The organism is Fibrobacter sp. UBA3718, assembly GCF_002371935.1.
In the GTDB taxonomy this organism is placed as follows: Bacteria; Fibrobacterota; Fibrobacteria; order Fibrobacterales; family Fibrobacteraceae; genus Fibrobacter.
In genome coordinates this window covers 595345-615617 of sequence record NZ_DFHR01000013.1, presented here as the reverse complement: position 1 = coordinate 615617, position 20273 = coordinate 595345, and the positions used below count along the sequence as shown (strand labels likewise).

Sequence of the window (20273 nt, the reverse complement as noted above, 5' to 3'; positions counted from 1 at the left end):
AGGTAGGGGATGGTCTTCAACAGGAAGTCCTTCTCGGGGACGAAGTCCGCGTCGAAAATCGCGAGGAATTCGCCCTTCGCGACGGCCATGGCTTCCTTGAGGGCGCCGGCCTTGAATTCCTTGCGGTTCGTGCGGTGGATAAGCTTGATATCGTAACCCTTCGCGGCAAGTTCGGCCACCTTCTTCTTCGCCACTTCGTAGCATTCGTCGGTGGAGTCGTCCAGAACCTGGATTTCGTGCTTGTCCTTGGGGTAGTCAATGGCGCAGACAGCGTCGAGCAGACGTTCCACGCAGTTCGCCTCGTTAAAGACGGGGAGCTGGGTCGTGACCTGCGGGAGGTCATTGATGGAATGCTCGCGGTAGAACTTGAGAATCTTTTTGCGGTCGGTGAGTCGCGTGGTTCGGCTGTTTTTGAGGAACAAGTAGATGCTGTAATAACAGCTAAAGCCGTAAATCACCAAACCCACACCGGCGATGACATATACTACGAACATTGCGTAGAGGAGAAATGTATTCATCGTATCAAAAACCTTTGCATTTGTGATGCTTGGCGCCAAATATAGAAATTGAACCAAAACTTTGCTATGTTCTAGGTCGATTTTTATGTTAAAAAAGTTGGTAGGATAGACTTTTTTGAAAAAAAATCATTTTTACGTATTTTTCTGAGAAAAAAACAGATTTTTATGATAAAAGGAATGAAACGATGGAAGAACGGCAACAGGCAGATGCTCGGGCGGTAGTCCGCTGGATGGAGGCGAACCGCGGTTCGGCTGGGTTTGCGGAGGCGCTTTCGAGGCTAGTTTCCTTTGCTTGTGCGGAGTGGCTCCGCCGGGGATTGGGGGTGCCAGTTCCGCCTGCGGAGGCCCTTTCCCGTGTCGCCCTTGCGCGCCTTCCCGACGTCCCGGTCAGCCGCTGGCTAGAGTCCCCGGAAGAACATCAGGCTGAAATTGCCGATTTTTGCGCAAAATCGAAGTCCGGACCTCTGCCGGAAGCCCTGCAGGGGGATTTGCCTGGCGAACTCGACCTGCGGGGGGTGAAGTGCCCCCTGAATGCGGCTCGGTCAAGGCTCGTGATGGCCGGTTTTCCGCCGGGAAGGGAACTTTCGATACTCCTTGACGAGGGATCCCCGATCGAAAATGTACCGGGAGCGCTGGTTGCAGACGGCTGCCGCATCGTTTCCCGCGAAAAAAATGCGGATTTTTGGAAAATTTCGGTGGTCAAACCCGCCGATAAGTAGTAGATTATAATCGTGGAAAACAGGATCCTCATCATAGGTGACGAATTGCTCGGCGAACAGGGCGAAGTGGCGACCCGCTGTGCCGAGATGCTCCTTTGCAGGGCGCCCAACCGCCCCATGCAGTTTTCCATCAATTCCCCGATTCCGCTCCTGCTTCCGCAGCTCCTGTCGCGTGCGGCGTCCGATATCATCGGCAAGAAGGCGGGGCGCATCGTGCTCGGCCTCGGGCTTCACGACTTGACGAGGGGGGAACACGGCAACGGGGCGAAAACGGCCGAAAACTATGGGAACCTGGTCCGTGAACTTGTTAGTAAGACCCAGTCCGACATCTTTGTCGAGACTATTCCGTGCGACCTGCTCCCGGATGCTTCCGACCAGATTGAGGTCATTAACGAGGCCATCCGAGGCTTCGAAAGCGAGTTCCCGGGACGCGTCAAGGTCCTCGATTTCGCCAGCCACGCGCAATTTTTCAAGGAAAAACAGGTGGAACGCGGCAAGTTTGCCCGGAGCCTCTATTCGGACGAGGCGAAACCCACTTCTTTGTGCATCACGCTGCATTCCCTTTTCCTGCAAGATTGTATATTGAAAGAGATTAAAGAAAACAAGGAGATGATATGAGCCTATTAGATGACGCATTTGCAAGGAAGATTGCCGCCCAGAAACGTGCCTGGGAAATGACCCATGACCAGGACAAGAAGGAACACGTGCGCCGTGAGCCTGCCGCTCCCAAGATGGGTATCTGCGACAAGTGCCACCGCGAGGCGCTGGTGAGGCCGTTCCGCTCCCGCCAGGCCGACAAGATGGACGGCGCTGCAAGCTACGGGACCGTCATCAAGCACTTCTGCGAGGAATGCGCCCCGAAGTCTAGGGCCCAGAAGGACGCTGAGGTTCCGCAGCTTTCCAAGAAGCAGGTGAAGAACCTGATGCGGTCTGCCAAGAAGGGCCTGTTGTAGCCTTCGCAAAGGTCTTCCATTATTTTTTCTTTTTACCCTTAACGGGTATTGTAAAGTTTTCTAAATTTGGCGCCGTTCTTCAATCTCGGAGTGCCAGATGACCAATATCCACGCCAAGGAATCCTTCAAGAATTTCCTATCGGGCGTTAAAGCGACCATTACCCCTGAATCTGTCCGGGTACTGCGTCGAGGCTACACCAAGAAAAACTTCGTGAGCGACCTCATGTCGGGCCTCATCGTGGGCATTCTCGCGCTTCCGCTCGCCATCGCGTTCGCCATCGCCTCGGGCGTGGGTCCCGAACAGGGCCTCTACACGGCGATTATCGCGGGTTTTGCGATTTCTTTGCTGGGCGGTTCCCGCTTCCAGATTGGCGGCCCTACCGGTGCATTCATTGTTATTGTCTACGGCATCGTCTCCCAGTACGGCTACGACGGCCTTGCTTCCGCGACGCTCCTTGCGGGTATTTTGCTCATCATTTTCGGTATCGCGAAACTTGGCGCCATCATCAAGTTCATCCCTTACCCGGTGACGGTCGGCTTTACGGCGGGTATCGCCATCATCATCGCGCTCGGCCAGGTCCCGAATTTCTTCGGACTCCGCTTTTTGGCCAAGGACCCCGCCGATGCTATCGGCAAGATCAAGCTTTACGCGACTTCTTTCGACACTATTAATATATATGCTGTCATCGTGGGCCTTGTGGCGCTTGCCGTATGCATCTTGTGGCCGAAAATTACCACGAAGGTGCCCGGCTCCCTGATTGCGATTATCGTCGCGACCGTGATGGTGAAGGTCTTGGGCTGGGACGACCCGATTACGGGCCACGGCGTGGTGACTATCGGCATGAAGAACCACATTCCGACAGGTTTTCCGACTCCGCACCTGCCGAACATTAGCCTCGAGATGATGCAGAAGGTGTTCCAGCCGGCTTTGACGATTGCCATCCTTGGTGCCATCGAATCCCTGCTTTCTGCGGTCGTGGCCGACGGCATGACCTCTACCAAGCACCGTTCCAACACCGAACTCTTTGGCCAGGGCGTGGCGAATATCCTTTCCCCGATTTTTGGTGGTATCCCGGCGACGGGTGCCATTGCCCGTACGGCGACCAACATCCGTAACGGCGCAGTGAGTCCGGTTTCGGGCCTTGTGCATGCGGTGGTGCTTCTGCTCATTATGCTCGTGCTCGGCAAGTATGCCGAAATGATCCCGATGGCGGCGCTTGCTGCAGTGCTTTTTCAGGTGGCGTTCAATATGTGCGGCTACCGGAGCTTCATCAAGATGTTCAAGGCCCCGAAGAGCGACGTCATCGTGATGCTCGTGGCCTTCTTCCTCACGGTGATTATTGACCTCACGGTGGCCATCGAAGTCGGTGTGCTGCTGGCCGCGGTGCTCTTCATCAAGCGCATGAGCGATGTTTCCGAGATGGAGACGGTGACCGAAGCCCTCAAGGAAGACGACGAGGAGGCCGCCCACAACGAGCTCAGCCGCCAGGTGCCGAAGGGCGTGGTTGTGTACGAGCTTGCCGGTTCGCTGTTCTTCGGTGCGGTCGACAAGTTCAAGGACACGATGGCGCGCATTTCCGACAAGCCGAAAATCCTTATCTTGCGCATGCGTAGCGTGTCGAGCATCGATGCCGCCGGTATTCAGATGATTGAAGACTTGCTGAATCGTTGCAACCGCGAAGGGACGCAGCTCCTGCTCAGTGGCGTGCATGCTCAGCCCGTGGTGGCGCTCACCCGTGCCGGCGTCTTGAAACAGCTTGGCGAAGAGAATGCCCTTGGCAATATCGACGCCGCGCTCAACCGTGCGCGTGAACTCCTGGGGCTCCCCGTGGTGGATACATCGCACGAAGTCCAACCCGCGCCTACGGTTTCTTGGGAAAAGAGCCTCGACAAGCCCTGGATGCCCGAGGAATCTAACGCCGCGGTTGCCGAGGAAACGCCCGAAGTCATCGCCGAAAAGATGATGGACGAACCCATCAAGATTATCGAGAACGAGAAGAAGTAGCGAAAAATTGGGAACCTGGTTCCCGCTTGTCAAGGACCGTTCGTATTTCGCGTGACGCAAATCGCAGTGTGATTTCCATTACTTTGAAGTTGGAATATTCTAATCTATATTGAGACCGTAACCAAAAAAAGGGATAACGGATGATGACACGAATCTTCAAAGACCTCGCCTCCACAACGTTCCTCGCCAACTTCATGCTCGCCTTCATGGGCGTGACACTCTACCTTTTGCAGACACTTTCGTAACTCCTCCTAAAATCTATCCTACCAAAGGAACGTCCCCCATGCACGGGGGCGTTTCTTTTTTTTGCGGTAGGCGGGTCTTAGGCGAGGACCTGTAGCAGGCGCTTCTTGCCTACGGAATCGGGGAGCGGGTAGAACGTTTCCTTTGCAAAACTTGACATGAGCATCCGTTTGGCGGTCTCCTGCGGGATTCCGCGGCTCACGAGGTAGAACATCTGTTCTGCATCGAGTTCGCCCACGGTATTGCCGTGCGTGCATTCCACGTCGTCGTGGTAAATCTTGAGCACGGGCTTCACGGAGACGGAGCTGTCTCCCGAGAGGAGGATGGTGTTCACGAGTTGGCTTGATAGAGCCTTGGTGCAGTTGGCACCGACGATGACGCTGCCGTCGTAGCTCGCGCGGGAACTGCCGTCGAGCAGGTTCCTGGAAAGCTGCGTGCTCGTCGTCTCGGGGGCGTTGTGGTAGATATGCAACCTGTGGTGGCTTTCGGCCGTGCCGCCGAGCATGTTGAGCGTGCGGCATTCGAACTTTGCGCCCGGGGCGTTCAGGAAGTCGTCGATGCTTACGCGGCTAATGCCGTTACCGCGCTCGATGGAGGCAAAACGCACCTGGGAACCTGCCGCCTGTGTGATGCGGAAGTGCCTGAAGGCGAGCGGAAGGTCGTTTGCGGGGTTCGCGAAGAAGATTTCGACGTCGGCGCCTTCGCCCACGTTCACGTCGAAGCGTTCGGCGCATATGGGATGCTGCACCTTGTTGTCGAGAATCTCGATGCTTGCCTTCGCGTTCTTGCCGATGTTGAGTACCGTGCGCCCGAAGTCGTTGTTGCATTTGAGCATCGCGATTTCCTCGGCGTTGTCGGCGATGCTTTGGACCATCGTGCGGGCGTTGCTTGCGATGGGCAGGAGGGCTGCAAAATCCATTTCGTCCGAAAAGTCCTCTTCGCAGGCGCATGCGTCGGGGAATTCCGGCGCTGGAATCTTTGAAACGGGGAAGAATGTCCAAAGTTCGTCGTTACGGCGGGGCATCCCCAGTTGCTTGATGCGGGCAATGGCGTCCATCACTTCTCCTCGATCCAGTCGTAGCCTTGTTCTTCGAGCTTGAGGGCGAGTTCCGGGCCTCCGGAGAGGATAATCTTTCCGTGGCGGAGCACGTGCACGTAGGTGGGCTTGATGTAGTCCAGCAGGCGCTGGTAATGGGTGACGAGGATGACGGCCTTTTCCGGCGCCATGATGTGGTTGATTCCGTTAGCCACGATGCGGAGCGCGTCGATGTCGAGGCCGGAATCCGTCTCGTCGAGGAAGCTTACCTTCGGGTCGAGAATCGCCATCTGCAGGATTTCGTTCCTCTTCTTCTCGCCGCCGCTCATGCCGTCGTTCACGCCGCGTTCGCGGTAGCGCTCGTCCATTTCGAGGAGGGCCATCTTCTCTTCGCAAAGATTCTTGAAGTCGTCGTCACTCATTTCGGGCATGCCCAGGTAGGCGCGCTTGCTGTTGAGCGCCATCTTCAAGAAATCCACGTTGTTCACGCCCGGGATTTCGGTCGGATACTGCGTGCTGATGAAGAGCCCGGAGTTGGCGCGTTCGCTGATTTCCATTTCGAGCAGGTTCTTGCCGTCGAGTTCCACGGAGCCGCCGTCCACCTTGTATGCGGGGTGGCCCATGATGACTTTCGAAAGCGTACTCTTGCCCGAGCCGTTGGGGCCCATGATGGCATGGACTTCGCCGGGTCTTACCTCGAGGTCGATTCCCTTGAGGATTTGCGTTCCGTCTTCGATGCTTGCTTTCAGGTTCTTGATAGATAACATGGTTTTATCCTTGTGTGGCGGCTAGGATTTGTATAAGGGGTTTCTTGCTCTTTATGAGCTGGTCGGCGAGATTGTCGATGGATACGGCGCCGTTCCGGTACTGGTTCTCGAGTTTTTGCATGTTCTGCACGAACGTATTCAGCGAGATGCGCTTTTGCACGCCCTCGTTTGTGCTGAGGTCGATGGTTTTGCGGAACCGGTCGCACAGCCTGGAGGTGAGCACCAGGAGCGTCTCGTAGAACTCGTAGATTTCTTTCGGCGGGGTCCATGCTTCGTCAGGAAGCCCTTCCATGAACTGCTGCTGTAACGGCGAAAGCTGCTCGTAGAGGCTCTGCGGGGAAAATGTGCCTGTTTCGGAGTAGAAGGCGATGACAGTCATCACGAATTCGTCGACGAGGGAGGATTCGAAGAACTGTATGCCGGTCGCAGCGAGTTCCATGTCGAAATATTCGCAGGCACGGTCGAGAAGCGTCGGGTTTTTCACGAGGAGATTCGCGAACCGGGTCTCTACTTGGGCGAGGATGTTCCACGGGACACTTTCGGCTTCCTGCGGAGCAGCAGGCATCTCGCCATATTCCGCGAATTCCGGATCCGGTTGCGGCTGCGGTACGCTTACCTTGGGCGCCCTTTGCGGGCGGATGCTCTGGATGCCATCCAGTGAGCGCGACGTGTCGAAGCGCTCGGCGATGAGCTTTAGATACTGGTTCCTGAGTTCGCTGTCCTGGATGCTCTTGACGATAGACTTTGCGTAAGTGACGAACCTGGCCCTGGACTCGATACTTTGGAGGTCCGTCTTGCGGGCGAGATAGCTGAGCCAGTCATCGGCGTGCTTGAGTTCTTCGCGGAAAGCGTCGGCTCCTTGTTCGTTCACGAAATTGTCGGGGTCGATCTTGGTACCGTCGGGGCGCGACAGCGCAAAGATTCTCGGGTTGATGCCCTTGGGGAGTACGATTTCTAGCGAGCGCATGGTCGCTTTTTGGCCCGCGGCATCGCCGTCGAACACGAGGTAGGCGGTTTTCGCGTAGCGGGCGAGGATGCTCGCGTGAATTTCGGTGAGCGCCGTGCCCGAAGCGGCGACCACGTTCTGCACGCCGCCCTGGTAGAGGCTCATCAGGTCGAAGTAGCCCTCGACGATGATGACCGCGTTCTCCTTGGAGATGGCGGCGCGGCTGTGGTTGAGCCCGAAAAGGATCTCGCTCTTGTTGTAGAGTGCGGTATCCGGGCTGTTCATGTACTTGGGGCGTTCGAAGCCTTCCTGCTTGGGCGCGAGGTCGCGGCCGCCGAACGCGACGACGATTCCCGACTGGTTCTGGATGGCGATCATCAGGCGGTCGCGGAACTTGTCGGCGATGCCCCCGTTCTTCTTCTCGGTGGCAAGGCCCGCCTTCACGCAGTCGCGGGGCGAAAAGCCGTTCTTTGCCGCATAGCCGATAAAGCCTTCGCGTCCATCGGGAGCGTAACCGATGTGGAATTCCTTGCGCGTCTTTTCGCTGATGTTGCGCTTGTTGAGGTACTCGAGAGCCTTCTTGCTGAGCGGGAGCTGCTGCTCGAACCATTCGCAGGCGAGTTCATTCAGCTTGCGGACCATCGCGCGTTCTTCGGTGACCTCGGCATTTTCCTTCGATGTAAATTTCGGGAGGTCGAAACCCACGAAGTTCGCGACCCATTCCACGGCGCCGTTGAAGTCGATTTTCTCGTGCTCCTGCACGAACTTGAACACGTCGCCGCCCGCATTGCATGCAAAGCACTTGTAGATGCCGAGCGTGGGGTTCACGGTCATGGAGGGGGAGTGGTCGTCGTGGAAGGGGCATACGCCCACGTAGCGGTTCGTACCCGTGCGCTTCAGCGGCAAGAACTGCTGGATTACGAGCGAAATGTCCGCTTGGCTCTTGAGCTGCTGAATGACTTCGTTAGGGTAGAATGGCATGCGCCCAAATTTAGCTTTTTTTAGTAAAAATGTTGGCTTCGGGCACGCTCCGCACGCTCGCACAATCACTTCGTTTAAGTATTCGCTTTGTAAGGTTGCCTTCTACGCAAAAAATGACGAGGACTCCAGTAGAAAAATGCTTGTTGTTTTTGGCGCATGTGGGGGGCGGCGGGAGTAAAACCTCGTGACTGCTTGTCCTTTCGGTTTTCCTTTGAACTGCATTTTCTTATATTTCAAAAAAAATAGGAGGAAATATGAAGAACTTATTCTCTAGGTTGCTGCGGGAATTTGCTAGAGCCTGCCACGAGCGAAGCGTGGTGGCGGCAATCGTTTGCCTGACACTTGCTTTTGTCGCGTGTAGCGACGATGATAGCGATTTCGCGACTCGGCCTTCGGACGGGTCGTCGTCCAGCGCCAAGTCCAGCAGCAGTTCGTCTAAATCTTTGGATTCTGTCGTCGGTTGTAAGACCGAAACGGAAGACAACTGCGAATACGGCGAGTTGGTTGATGATCGTGACGGTCAGACTTACAAGACTGTGAAAATTGGTGACCAAGTATGGATGGCGGAAAACCTGAACTACGAAACGGACTCCAGTTTCTGCTATAACAACAATGAATCCAACTGCACCAAGTACGGAAGGCTTTACACGTGGGCTGCGGCGGTAGGCAAGTCGGAAAGCGAATGTGGCTATGGCTATACATGCTCTCTGCTATCAGGAAACATCCAGGGAGTATGCCCGGAAGGCTGGCACCTGCCGAGCAAGGCCGAATGGGAAACTTTGTTCAATGCAGTCGACGGACAATCGACGGCTGGCAGGGTGCTCAAGTCCACATCCGGATGGGAAAGTAATGGCAACGGCACGGATTCTTTCGGGTTCTCGGCGTTGCCTGCTGGTTACAGGGAGAATAATGTCGATTACTACAACGAGGGCGGGCTCGCGCTCTTCTGGAGTTCTACGGAGAATATTAGCTTCAGCGCGTACTACATGGGCTTAGACTTCAACCACGACGATGCGGGCCTGAACTACGACGATAAGAACTCCGAATTCTCCGTCCGTTGTATCCAGGACTAAACTACGGCCTTGCTTTTCCAACGGCCGCTACGCCAGCGCCAGATGTTCGCGAACGAGCGGTAGAATTCGTCGCTCGCCATGCCGAGCCAGAGGCCGGGGAGGCCTAGCCCCACGACAAACGCGAGGATAAGCGAAGTCGCAAGCCCGAGCGTCCACATCATGCCGCTCCCGACAATAGCGGGGAACTTGGAATCGCCTGCGGCACGCAGCGACGTGGTGAGGATGAAGTTCACCGCCTTGAACGGCTGCACGGCTACGTCGCACCAGAGGCATATTTTCCCGAGCCTAAGCACTTCCGGGTTGTCGGTGTAGAGCCGTAGCAGGTGCTCGCCCAAGAGTGCGACGATTATCGAGAGCAAGAGCCCGCTCGTGATGCCCACGGCAAGCGTCTGGTAAACGCGGCGGTTCGCCTTCACAAAGTCGTGGGCGCCTACGAGGTGTGCCACGAGAATCTGGTTTCCGCTGCCGAGGCCAACCCCGAGAATCACGGAAAGGGCGGCGAAGTTACCTGCGAACACGCGGGCGGTCATCGCGGTGGTGCCCACGTACACGACCATCGCGGTAATGAACACCTGGAAAAGCTGGAAACTGATGGGCTCCGCGGCGGCGGGGAGGCCGATGCGCACCCAGTCGGGGAGGAGTATGCGGGAGCGCTTCCAGTCGCGGGCCCTGCTCTGGTGCTTGACCTTGAACTTGAGCACCATCCACAAAATGCACGAAGATATCAGCCAAGAGAGCGCGGTGGCGAGGGCCACGCCGTAAACGCCCATCTTGGGGAGCCCGAAATATCCTTCGAGGAACACGACGTTCAGGCCGGCGTTACTCGCGATGGTGAGCGTGTTGCCCACGAGGTTCCATACGGTAAGGCCGTGCGTGGCGATGAGGGCGGTAAGGATGGTCTGCAGCGCGCGGAAGGCGAACCCGAACGAGACAACGCTCAGGAACATCATCGCGTATTTCGCGGGTTCCTCGGTGAGGCCCATCCATTGCGGGATATGGCCCGAAAGCGGGTAGATGACGAGCGTGAGGGCGACCCCGAGCAAGATGCTCCCGAAGAGGACCATGGTCTGCGTGCTGTTTGCGTGGCTGTTCTGCTTGGCGCCGATGTACTGCGAGACGATACTTGCGCCGGACTGCGCGAAGGCGTGGAGCGCGGTAAAGAGCGCCCCGAGAATCGGGAGCATGGCGCCGACGCCGGCGGCTGCGGTTTCGGAAGTGCGCGAGAGGAACCAGCTGTCCATCATGGGCTGGATCATGCCCACGGCGAACGTGAGGATAAGCGGCCAGGAAAGGCTTATCAGGGAGCGGTCTTTGACGTCTTTTTGGGGTCCGCGCATGGCACAATTTTAGAAATGGGAAGGGGCCCGCGAAAGAGCCCCGAACATAAATAATGGTTCCGCCTGTATACAGTCCGCGCCGCTGTTACCCGAGTTTCTTCCCCAATTCAATCCTTGCTTCGCGGCGGACAAGCGCCTGCTCGTAGCGGCGGCGGGCTTCGTCGGAATCGGGTTCCACGGGGGCCGTGGCGGTGGGCCTGCCGTTGTCGTCGATGGCGACGAACGTGAAGTAGGCGTGCGCGACCGGGAGCTCGGCTCCGTTCTCGGGGTCGGTCTCGGTTATCTTGAGCCCGATTTCCATGGAGGTGTTGAACACGCGGTTCATGCTCGCGTGGATATTGAGGATGGTGCCGACCGCCGTCGGGCGGAAAAACCGCACGCCGTCGATGGAGACGGTGTTCACCTTGCGGCCTGCGTGCTTGAAGGCGACGATGCAGGCGGCTTCGTCCATAAGGCTCATCAGGTAGCCCCCGAAGGCGTTGTTCAGCGCGTTCGTGTCGACGGGGTGCACGATGGCGTGCGATTCCAGCGCGGACTCCGAGACCTTGCGGGGAGTCTTGTCGTTGGCGATTCCGGGTATCAGGCCTGTGTTTCTCATAGGACGGACCTCAGCTTGTTTATGATAAAATCTACATCGGTAAACGCGCAGACGGGGAGGCTTACTGCCTTCTGGCTCGCCATGATGGCGTTCCTGTTTTCGCTGCCCTGTGCGAGCTCCCTGAAGCAGGGCTGTTCGTGCAGCGGCTGCGGATAGTGGATGCAATGGGGGATTCCTGCCTTGTCGAGCTTCTTGATAAAGGTTTCGCGGTCGTCGGCCAGCACGGTGTACTGCGCGTAGGTGCTGGTGCATCCGTGCTCGATGTATTGCGGCACGATTTTTGCACCGGCGCTTGCGCCCGAAATGCCCGCACCTGCGTTGTATTCCGCGAAAAACTCGCCGTATTTGCGGGCGTTCTCGCGGCGCACCTTCAGTTCTTCTTCGAGGTGGCGGAGCTTTACCCGTAGCACTGCCGCCTGCAGTGCGTCGAGCCTGCTGTTCATGCCCACGGTCTCGTGCAGGTAGCGTTCCCTGCTCCCGTGGTTCGCGATTTGCCGGATTTTTGCTTCCAACTTCGGGTCACTGGTGAACAGCGCACCGCCGTCGCCGTAGCAACCCAGCGGCTTCGAGGGGTAGAAACTCGTGATCGAGATGCTGCCGATGGTGCCGGCGCGCCAGGGCTTGTTTGGGGATATGCCTTCCCACGGAGCGAATGTCGCCCCGAATGCCTGTGCTGCATCTTCTAAAAGCCAGAGGTCGTTCGCGACGGCGATTTCCCATAGCTCGTTGAAATCCGCAACTTGCCCGAACAGGTCCACGCCGATAATCCCGCGCGTCTTGGGGCCAATCAGCGCTCTCACGCTTTCCGGGTCGATCAGGAGCGTTTCGGGGTCGATGTCCGCGAAACGCGGTATGCCGCCCAAAAACGCGACGCATTCCGCCGGTGCAATGAACGTGAAGTCGGGTACGATGACCTCGTCCCCCGGTTTGAGCCCGAGGGCCATGAGGGCGATGGTGAGGGCGTCGGTACCGCTTGCGCACGTGATGGCGTGAGTTTCGGGTTCCGCGCGGTCTTTTCCGGCAAAAGAGCCTTGCATTCCGGCGTCCGAATTCCCAGAATTGCAAAAATCCGCAAGTTCCTTCTCGAGGGCTGCCACTTCCGGCCCGCCGATGTAGCATCCGCTGTCTAGAACGGCGCGTTCTGCGGTCTCGAGTTCTTCTCGATAGGCCTCTCTTTGCGCTGTCAGGTTCACGAATGGCATCATAATGGCTAAAATTTAGCAAATTCGCCCAATTTGGGGGCTTGACAAATTCCCATTCTTTACTATCTTTGTCCCTACAAAAAATTTTAAGTAGGTTTTACCCGGAGATTTAAGGTGCCTCAACATCAATCTTGCAAAAAGCGTTTGCGTCAGGCCGAAAAGGCCAATGCCATGAACCGTGCAGCCCGCGCCGAAATTCGCGCAAGCCTCAAGGCCATCCGTACTGCTACCTCTAAGGATGCCGCCCTTGCCGAAATGCCGAAGCTGTTCCGCCTTCTCGACGTTGCTGCCAACAAGAGCCGCGCCGGCTTCAATGCTAACCGCGCTGCCAACTACAAGGCCAAGGTCGCTAAGGTCATTAACGGCTTCGCCTAATCGCGCACGCTAGTTCGACGAATTGCGTACCGGTGCACTTCTGTGCATCGGTATTTCGTGTTTTTTACGGATGCACCTCTCTATTCCGTTGTACGGCAATGAGTTGGACTTGTCTAAATGGGGCTAAATCGTTGCTTCTCATGCTCTTTCCGGCTCCGTTCCTGATAATTTTTTCTAGATTAGCGACAAGTATCAAGGATTAGAAATGTCTTCGATTAATTTTGCTACGCGTGAAATCAGCTGTAAGGTGGTGTATTACGGGCCCGGTCTTAGTGGTAAGACGACGAACCTGCAGGTAATCCACCAGAAAATGCCCCAGGACAAGCGCACGGACATGGTGTCGCTTGCGACCGAGGGTGACCGCACCTTGTTCTTCGATTTCCTTCCGCTCAATCTAGGTGATATTAAGGGCTTCAAGACCCGTTTCCAGCTCTATACGGTTCCGGGCCAGGTCTATTACAATAGTACACGTAAGCTTGTGCTTCGCGGTGTCGATGGAATTGTCTTTGTCGCCGACTCGCAGCGGTCGCGCCAGGCCGAGAATATCGAGAGCCTGCAGAACCTCCGCCAGAACCTCCAGGATTACGGCATGGACCTCGACGACATGCCCTTCGTGCTCCAGTACAACAAGCGCGACATGGAAAACGTGTTTACCCTCGACGAGATGAACGCCGAGCTTAATCCGCGCCAGGTTCCGTTCTTCCCGGCGACGGCTCACAACGGCAAGGGTGTCGTCACGACGCTCAAGACTATCGCGATGCTCGTTATCGAAAAGTTCAACGTGAAGCAAGGGTTCCTCCGCAAGGCCGCCGAAAGCGTGAACAACACGGGCGTGCACGACGTGAGCCTCACCAAGGAAGGGGTGTCCGTTTCCCAGCCCGCTCCCAAGCGCGAACCGCGCCCGGCGGAAGCCCCCGCTGCCACACCTTTCAAGATGCCCTCTTTTGCTGCAAGGCCTACTGCCGGCGCTATGCCGTCTGGCAATGCAGGTTCGGGGCTCTTCCAGAAAAACGTTGCCTCGTCCCCGTTCGGACGTCCCCGTGCGGTTCCGCAGGCTCCGCGCATGCCTTCATTCGGCCGCGTGGTCGACAAGGCGAACCAGGAGGTCTCGGACGACGAAATCGAACTTCGTCCGTATGTCCCGAAGAAGAAGTGATTTGCGGATTTTTCAGGAGTGTTGCTGAATGAGCGATTTTACGATTTTTTCCGATGACGTTGGCAAGGTTCGCCGCCTGATGCTTGCTTACCAGGCTAGCGTGAAGGCCAACTACATTGTGCTGTGCCATCGTGACGGTTCCATTATTGCCGAAGTGGGATCTCTCGGAATAGATGCGACTCCGCTTGCCGTCCTCAGTACGGCGTCGTTCGACTCCGCCCGCCAGGTGGGGATGATGCTCGGTGGCGAAAATTTCCAATCGGTATCGTATTCCGGCGAAAACCGTTCCATCTATATTTCGCCTGTCGATGAATCCCTGCTGCTGGTGCAGGTGTTCCCGGGTTCCAGACTCCCGAACCGTATCGACGATTTCAACCGCCTGCTTGTCGAAAAGCTGGTGGATGCCGTCCCCGCATTTACGCAGAACACGAGCAAGCTCAGGTAACAGGGGTTTTCCGTGGCAGGCATTCCGCCACTTCGCAATTTGAGGAAGACGACCTTCGTCGTTGTCATTGTCTTTTTTGGATTCTTCATCCACCGCTTCGTTGATTTCTTGACCGACGACCTCTCGTTGCAGAATTTCACGGGGACGGACCTCACTCCTGCGCAGAGTGTTGTGTGCCGCGATGTCGTGCGTGGAACGCCGTTCGGTGTCGACAGCGTCTTCGAGGAAAATACTCGACTTTACTTCTATTCTACCGTCTCCAGTTCGGTCCGTTATTCTGCCGATACGTTGCTGCACGTTTGGTACTGGGGCACGGACACTATCCAGAAGGCTCCCTGCGTGATGAAGGCTGCTGAAATCCATAAGGGAATCGAAGACAAGCAGTCTTCGCAGTCCAGCTTTAGCGTCTGCCATACCGAGATTTCCCCGAAACTCCTGAAACCGGGCGAATGGAGCGTGGACCTCGTTGCCGGCAGGGAGCTTCTGTCGAGCAAGCAGTTCCGCATCGAAGCCGATAGGTAGGGCCCATGAGGCGCTTGTTGTGGGCGGGCGTCCTTGTCGCGTGCAAGGCTTTTGCCTTGGATGTGGAACAACTTCCGGTATGGAATCCCGATTCGCTTTTTCGCGACAGCGTCCCTGTTGCTGTAGATTCGGCGAGGCCTGTGCAGTCGCTTGAGACCCATGGCTACAAGACCATGCAGGTGACCGTGGGGGACGACGATACCCAGGTTGACCAGCAGCTTAGGCTTTCCATTACGGGAATGATTGGGGATAGCGTCGAAATAGATGCTTTGCTTAGCGATGTGGACCGCAAGGCGGGAGACCAGACGACCGCGACGCTCCAGGAGGTGGATCAGGTCTATTTCAAGGCGACTTCCAGACACTGGATGCTTCATCTGGGCGACCTCACGTGGCAGGATTCCGACCTTGGACTTTTTTCGGTGGAACGGACCACACTGGGGGGAATGGTCGGGTTTAGGACGAATTTGTCTGAAGTTCGCGCCGTGGCCGGAACGGATGGTGTCCAGCGTATTTCTCGCACTTTTGCGGGCGTGAGTGGCCAGCGCGAGGGCTATTCCCTGAGCGGTGACGGAAGCTTCATTTCGGTGGTTCCGCAATCGGAATCCGTCTGGATCAACGGCGAGAAACTTTCGCGGGGCAAGGATTACGAGGTGAATTATGCTGGCGGCCTATTGAACTTCAGGGGGACGCGGATGCCGCATCCCGAAGACGAAATTCGCGTGGAATATGATGCCTACGAAGCGGACAACGTAATGGGCCTTTACGGCGTGGCGGGGGCGTTCCGGCATCCGAACCTGTATTTGGATTTGTCGGGGTTCCGGCTGGAGCACGATGTGGACCGCCTTAAAAAGGGCTTTTGGAGCGATGACGATTATAAGATGCTCAAGTTCGATGACGGAGGCGAGTTTGTTCGTGATGACTCCCTGGGCGAGTTGCGTCGTCCGATGCGTACCGAGATGGCCGGGGCGCGAATCCGTTTGCAGGGGATGCACCGCTATTTTGCGGATTTCGAGCTTGCGGCGAGCCGTCGCGACAGCAATACGGTTTCCGAAGAAGTGAACGGACCTTCGGGACGTGCCTTCCGCTGGTTCTTGACGACGGATTCCTCTGCCGCGATGCGCGCCCTTCCTGTGGCGTTTTCCGCATACGGAAACTACGTGGCGGAAGGTTTCGACTTTTCGGGATTCCAGGGCGGCGATAACGACTGGAATTCGTACAAGCTAAAGGACGAATGGGACCTGGATAGCGCGCTGCTTGCAAACGGCAGCTATCGCCACGATGAATTCGCCCTGCGCTTTCGTCTGGGGGCGGGCTGGTTCGGTAATGTCGCGTGGGGCTACCGTCAGGGCGACTTTGAACGCTGGAATTCTTCGCGCGTGAAGGGGGGACTCACTCGTAACGTGCAGGGGCATGCGACCGAGCTCTCGCTTATCCATGTGCAGAGCCAGACGGAGGCGGCCGGGGAGCGTTTCCAAGGGTATTTTTCCGAAAAATGGGAACGTGGGTTCGTGCGACCCTTTGCCGGTTCGGATGTGCGCTATACCGAACGCGATAGCGCCGGGCTCGTGGACGAGGAATTTTCGCTCAGGGCGAATGCCGGGATATCGCTGGTGAAGGATTCCTGGAACGTGCGCGAGGCTGCGGAATTCTGGAACGTGGACAGGCGTGGCGATTCCTATGGTGAAGAATGGAGCGATTCCCTGCGGCAAGTGAGGTGGAACCAGTCTGCCGAAATTCACCTGAAGCAAATTGAGTTGACGCATTTTTTGCAGTATGAATACCGCGACCTTGCAGAATCGGGAGACGAAAATAGCTGGGCGGGGGATTTGGCGGGCCGTTTCGGCGATGAAAAGGCGGGAATCCACGGGACAGTTTCGTACAAATTGGGGCTAACGGAAGAACAGACCTACACGCCGGTCTACAAGGCGGTGGCGAAGGGGACGGGCGACGTGCGTTACGATAGCCTGACGGGCGCGTTTATCGAGGGGGTCGACAACGGCGACTTTGTGTACGAGGGAATGGGGCGTAACGATTCCATCGGGGCGGTACTGGCGTCGAATTCGGGATTTACTGCGAGTATGGAAATGTGGCCTGGGCGCCTCTTCGGAGTAAATTCGGGTATCTTGCGCGATATCAAGCTGTCCGGTTCCTTCAATGCGCTTTCCGAGGATACGACGGGACGCAAGCTGTATTTCCCGGCATTGTTGCCTTCGGCGCTGCACCGGGTTTCCTCGGGTGCGCTATCTTGGAGCGGGAATGTGGAATGGGAGCATCCGTCAGGTGCCTTGGCGGTTTACCGTCCGTCGGCGAATTTCGACAAGAAACTTTCATCTATCGAGTATTATGAGTCCGTATTCCGTCACGAGGCGGAAATCGGCTACAAGATCAATGAAGACCATTACATGGGTTTGACCGGGTTTGTCGAGAGCGATGAACTGGATGCGCTGCAGGATCTGGAATGGGATATCAGGAGTGTGTCCGGCAAGTACCGTTTCCATTTTTTGGACGGCTTCAGCCTGGAACCCGGCGGCCGCTACCGCTATGGCGCGGGCGAGGAATCTACGGGTCGCGAGTTCGACGCCTACCTTTGGGAAGCGTCGTTGCGTTTCGGTTATCGACGGATTAACACCTTCGATGGGTTCGTGCGTTTCTCCTATGTGCAGGTGGAAACGGGGGACGACGTCGTTCCCTACCAGATGATGTCGGGCTACAGCGACGGCAATACCTTCAGGCTGGAGGCTTCCGCATCGCTTTCGGTGAACAAGAATATTTCTTTCGGCCTGCATTATGTGCTGCGGTTCGGTGATTCCGAAGAAAATGTTTTCCAGAAACTTTCAACCGAGGCCCGTGCGGTATTTTGATAATGGATGATGTGGAGTGTGAACTTTAAATTTGAAGATTAGGATATGAATCGATTGGTGTTGTACATATTGCTCTTGGCGGCCTTCGCTTTCGCGAAGGGCGAGGGCGCATGTACTATCGATAGCATCGCGTGGAAGGGTGAACATACCGCATTCGACGAGGCGCAAATCAAGGGCGCCCTCGGGCAACCTTGCGACGCGTGGAAGGCGCTGGCGGCGAAACTGGAACGCTATTACGAGGACCAGGGATTTGTCGCAGCGCGCGTGCAGGGTGAAGTCCGGCACGAGGGTGGAACGCATGGAAGGAATGTGCTGGAACTTGAAATCCAGCGGGGCGCGGCTTACGTATGGGCAACGCCCGAAAATCTCGATTCCGGCGGGACAAGGCGCGATGTGTTTGCAAGACTCACAGGCATCGAGGCGGGCGAGGCCGTGTCCCTCACGGACCTGGAACGCAGCGAGCGCAGGCTTTCGCGCATCGGGTACTACAACCGCACGGCTCCCACGCGCCTCTTCCGCGACCCCGCAAGGAACAGGATTGTGCCCGCGTTCAGCATGCGGAAGGCAAATGTGTCGGAAGCGGAAGGCGTACTGACGTATTCCAGCGAAGGCAATGTGTGGGAAGGAAAATTGGATGTTAATTTGTTCAATATCGCGGGGACGGCGCGCGACCTAGAACTGGAAGGCTTTACCGGTGAAAGCACGCGGCACCTCTCGGGCAGCTACAAAGAACCCTGGATTTTCGGGACCGCATGGAACGTGGTGGTGCGCGGTAACTTCGACGAGGAAACTGTCGAGGCAGATGGTTCGCAGGTATCGGATTCGTCTTCGGGAGAGGCCATCGAGAGGGTCGTCGTGGGCGAGGCGGGCATTACGCGCGATATCGGGTTCGATTTCAGCATCGGCGTGTTCCTCGGCATCAGCGAAGACGACAAGCACACCTCCCTCGAAATGTCTTACGTGTCGCTCGACAGGTTTGTGTTACCCCGTAGCGGCATGCGCTTGGATGCCTCCGCTTCATGGAAGATTGACCGGCCCGATTCACTCGACAACTACCTCTCGGCGAAGGCGAACGTGATGGCGTATTACCCGTTGTACGGCAATTTCATTGCGCGCTTTGCCGGCATGGCGGGCGGAATTTTCCCGACGGAGGCTGATCTCCGTCGCTCCGACCTGTTTGCGCTCGGCGGCCCGGGCGATTTCAAGGGAATGCAGTACCGCATGCTCCGCAGTCGCGCCTACGGGCTTTCGGAGTTTGCCCTACTGTGGCAGGACGGTTATGACCTGAGCATCGAGGTGTTCTTCCAGCCTGGGCTATATCGCCGTTTGGCTCCGGGGCATGGCTGGGCGCGCGAGCAGGGCTACGGAATCGGGTTTACGCAGTATCGCGGAAACTGGAGCGTGAACCTGTATTATGCGCTCCGCAACGGCTGCGATTATCTCGACGGTATAATCGGCTTCGGTGTAAAGACGTTGTTCTAGATGGAATTCGTCATGCTCGCGAAGGCGAGCATCTTTTACACAGGCGTCTTGCTCTTTTCGCCCGCAATTTCTCTCACCAGCTTCGGCACGAGGTATCCGGGCAGGCGCTTGCGGATTTCTTCAATCAGCGCGCGCGCTTTCTCGTCGCTCACTTCAAAATGCGCGACGCCGTTTGCGTGGTCCAGCTGGTGCAGGTAGTAGGGGAGTACTCCCTGCGTGAACAGCTTGCGGCTCAGTTTCTCGAGAGTCTCGGCGCTGTCATTTATTCCCTTCAAAAGCACACTTTGGTTTAAAAGCGTCCAGCCGGAGTACTTCAGCTGCCCGAAAACCATCTGCGATTCCTCGTCGAGTTCGTCCGGGTGGTCTACGTGTGCCGTAAGCACGCAGTCAAAGCGCGCGGGCAGTTCGCGTAGCAGTTCGAAGTGCTGCATCGCCACATCGGGCCGCATTACGGGGAGTCGCGTATGGATGCGCAGTGTGGTGACAGAACCATGCATGGCTATCGCCTCCACCAGGTCGCGGAATTCACCGGGGCCCAGCATGAGCGGGTCACCTCCCGAAAGGATGACTTCCCAGATGTCGCTGTGCGTGTCGAGCCAGTCGCTCACCTGCCGTGCCACGTCGGGTATGTTCTGGAAGGGGTAGTTCTTGCGGAAACAGAAGCGGCAACGCGCACCGCAGGTGGCGGTCGAGACAATCAGCGCCCTCCGGTCGTATTTCTGGATGACGCAGTCCGCCTTGCCCGCGGGCAGGTCGCCTACCGGATCGTCCACGAATCCGGCGACGTTCTCGCGCTCGTCGACATGCGGTAGGATTTCGCGCAAAAGCGCCTCGGGTTCGTTTGCCTTCTTGATTAGGTCGGCATAGTGCCTCGAACACACGAAGGGAAACTTAGGGCTTAAGTCTAGTTTGCCGTGCGGGGCCGCATTTGCGATGGCAGGGGAGCATTCCGGGCCCAGATATTCTAAAAATGCAGGAATTTGCGTGAAAATTTTTGGGGATTCGTCCATTGATTCTTCCATTATATTGCTAAATTTAGCTATCAAAAATCAAC

At 56.7% G+C, this 20273-nt stretch carries 18 protein-coding genes and 1 pseudogene; 11 read left to right on the top strand and 8 right to left on the bottom strand.

Annotated features, from left to right (window positions below):
• A partial coding sequence (locus B4A77_RS05925) for a glycosyltransferase (RefSeq protein WP_290739163.1) occupies positions 1–518 on the bottom strand: 518 nt, incomplete at its 3' end.
• Between the two features lie 185 nt (positions 519–703).
• Between B4A77_RS05925 and B4A77_RS05920 the strand changes: the two genes are divergently transcribed.
• The 4 genes from B4A77_RS05920 to B4A77_RS05905 all read left to right on the top strand — a co-directional run bounded on the left by B4A77_RS05920 (position 704) and on the right by B4A77_RS05905 (position 4195).
• The gene (locus B4A77_RS05920) at positions 704–1237 is read left to right on the top strand and encodes a sulfurtransferase TusA family protein (RefSeq protein WP_173381264.1); all 534 of its coding nucleotides are present in this window, start codon (positions 704–706) and stop codon (positions 1235–1237) included.
• 12 nt (positions 1238–1249) lie between these two features.
• Positions 1250–1855, top strand: a complete 606-nt coding sequence (locus B4A77_RS05915; protein WP_173366136.1) for a hypothetical protein — start codon at positions 1250–1252, stop codon at positions 1853–1855.
• Positions 1852–2190, top strand: coding sequence for a hypothetical protein (locus B4A77_RS05910; RefSeq protein ID WP_173366135.1), 339 nt, complete (start codon positions 1852–1854; stop codon positions 2188–2190). The genes B4A77_RS05915 and B4A77_RS05910 overlap by 4 nt, the downstream gene beginning before the upstream one ends.
• Positions 2191–2287: 97 nt before the next feature.
• Positions 2288–4195 (top strand): SulP family inorganic anion transporter, encoded by a 1908-nt coding sequence (locus tag B4A77_RS05905; protein ID WP_290739161.1) that lies wholly within the window; start codon positions 2288–2290, stop codon positions 4193–4195.
• 322 nt (positions 4196–4517) lie between these two features.
• Here B4A77_RS05905 and B4A77_RS05900 read toward each other — a convergent pair whose 3' ends face one another.
• From B4A77_RS05900 to dnaG, 3 genes are read right to left on the bottom strand one after another with little or no spacing between them, the layout of a single operon-like run.
• The gene (locus tag B4A77_RS05900) at positions 4518–5495 is read right to left on the bottom strand and encodes a SufB/SufD family protein (protein ID WP_173381262.1); all 978 of its coding nucleotides are present in this window, start codon (positions 5493–5495) and stop codon (positions 4518–4520) included.
• Positions 5495–6241 (bottom strand): Fe-S cluster assembly ATPase SufC, encoded by a 747-nt coding sequence (gene sufC / locus B4A77_RS05895; RefSeq protein ID WP_173381261.1) that lies wholly within the window; start codon positions 6239–6241, stop codon positions 5495–5497. Before sufC ends, B4A77_RS05900 begins: the two co-directional genes overlap by 1 nt.
• Positions 6242–6245: 4 nt before the next feature.
• Positions 6246–8168, bottom strand: coding sequence for a DNA primase (gene dnaG / locus B4A77_RS05890; RefSeq protein WP_173381260.1), 1923 nt, complete (start codon positions 8166–8168; stop codon positions 6246–6248).
• A gap of 254 nt (positions 8169–8422) precedes the next feature.
• On the opposite strand from dnaG, the gene B4A77_RS05885 reads away from it, so the two are divergent.
• Entirely contained in the window at positions 8423–9241 is an 819-nt protein-coding gene (locus B4A77_RS05885) for a fibrobacter succinogenes major paralogous domain-containing protein (protein WP_173381259.1), read from the top strand.
• On the opposite strand, the gene B4A77_RS05880 is transcribed toward B4A77_RS05885, so the two are convergent.
• The 3 genes from B4A77_RS05880 to B4A77_RS05870 form a co-directional block, all read right to left on the bottom strand.
• On the bottom strand, positions 9238–10578 hold the full coding sequence (locus B4A77_RS05880; protein ID WP_290739155.1) for an MATE family efflux transporter: 1341 nt from the start codon (positions 10576–10578) through the stop codon (positions 9238–9240). The genes B4A77_RS05885 and B4A77_RS05880 overlap by 4 nt on opposite strands.
• Positions 10579–10663: 85 nt before the next feature.
• Positions 10664–11176 carry an acyl-CoA thioesterase gene (locus tag B4A77_RS05875; RefSeq protein ID WP_173381257.1) on the bottom strand — a complete coding sequence of 171 codons (513 nt, stop codon included), beginning with the start codon at positions 11174–11176 and terminating at the stop codon, positions 10664–10666.
• Positions 11173–12381, bottom strand: coding sequence for a DegT/DnrJ/EryC1/StrS family aminotransferase (locus B4A77_RS05870; protein WP_290739152.1), 1209 nt, complete (start codon positions 12379–12381; stop codon positions 11173–11175). The genes B4A77_RS05875 and B4A77_RS05870 overlap by 4 nt, the downstream gene beginning before the upstream one ends.
• Before the next feature lie 111 nt (positions 12382–12492).
• On the opposite strand from B4A77_RS05870, the gene rpsT reads away from it, so the two are divergent.
• From rpsT to B4A77_RS05840, 6 genes and pseudogenes are all read left to right on the top strand, one after another.
• Positions 12493–12753, top strand: a complete 261-nt coding sequence (gene rpsT, locus B4A77_RS05865) for a 30S ribosomal protein S20 (protein WP_290723061.1) — start codon at positions 12493–12495, stop codon at positions 12751–12753.
• Between the two features lie 205 nt (positions 12754–12958).
• Positions 12959–13522, top strand: a pseudogene (locus B4A77_RS12845) (GTP-binding protein); the annotation flags it as partial.
• Positions 13523–13937: 415 nt separating this feature from the next.
• Positions 13938–14354: a roadblock/LC7 domain-containing protein gene (locus B4A77_RS05855; protein WP_173364846.1), complete on the top strand. Its 417-nt coding sequence runs from the start codon at positions 13938–13940 to the stop codon at positions 14352–14354.
• A gap of 12 nt (positions 14355–14366) precedes the next feature.
• The gene (locus tag B4A77_RS05850; RefSeq protein WP_173364847.1) at positions 14367–14876 is read left to right on the top strand and encodes a hypothetical protein; all 510 of its coding nucleotides are present in this window, start codon (positions 14367–14369) and stop codon (positions 14874–14876) included.
• Positions 14877–14881: 5 nt separating this feature from the next.
• Positions 14882–17737 carry a hypothetical protein gene (locus tag B4A77_RS05845; RefSeq protein ID WP_290739149.1) on the top strand — a complete coding sequence of 952 codons (2856 nt, stop codon included), beginning with the start codon at positions 14882–14884 and terminating at the stop codon, positions 17735–17737.
• Between the two features lie 45 nt (positions 17738–17782).
• Positions 17783–19219 carry a BamA/TamA family outer membrane protein gene (locus B4A77_RS05840; RefSeq protein ID WP_290739146.1) on the top strand — a complete coding sequence of 479 codons (1437 nt, stop codon included), beginning with the start codon at positions 17783–17785 and terminating at the stop codon, positions 19217–19219.
• A 35-nt stretch (positions 19220–19254) separates the two neighbouring features.
• On the opposite strand, the gene B4A77_RS05835 is transcribed toward B4A77_RS05840, so the two are convergent.
• Positions 19255–20241: a KamA family radical SAM protein gene (locus B4A77_RS05835; protein WP_290739143.1), complete on the bottom strand. Its 987-nt coding sequence runs from the start codon at positions 20239–20241 to the stop codon at positions 19255–19257.
• Between the last annotated feature and the right edge of the window lie 32 nt (positions 20242–20273).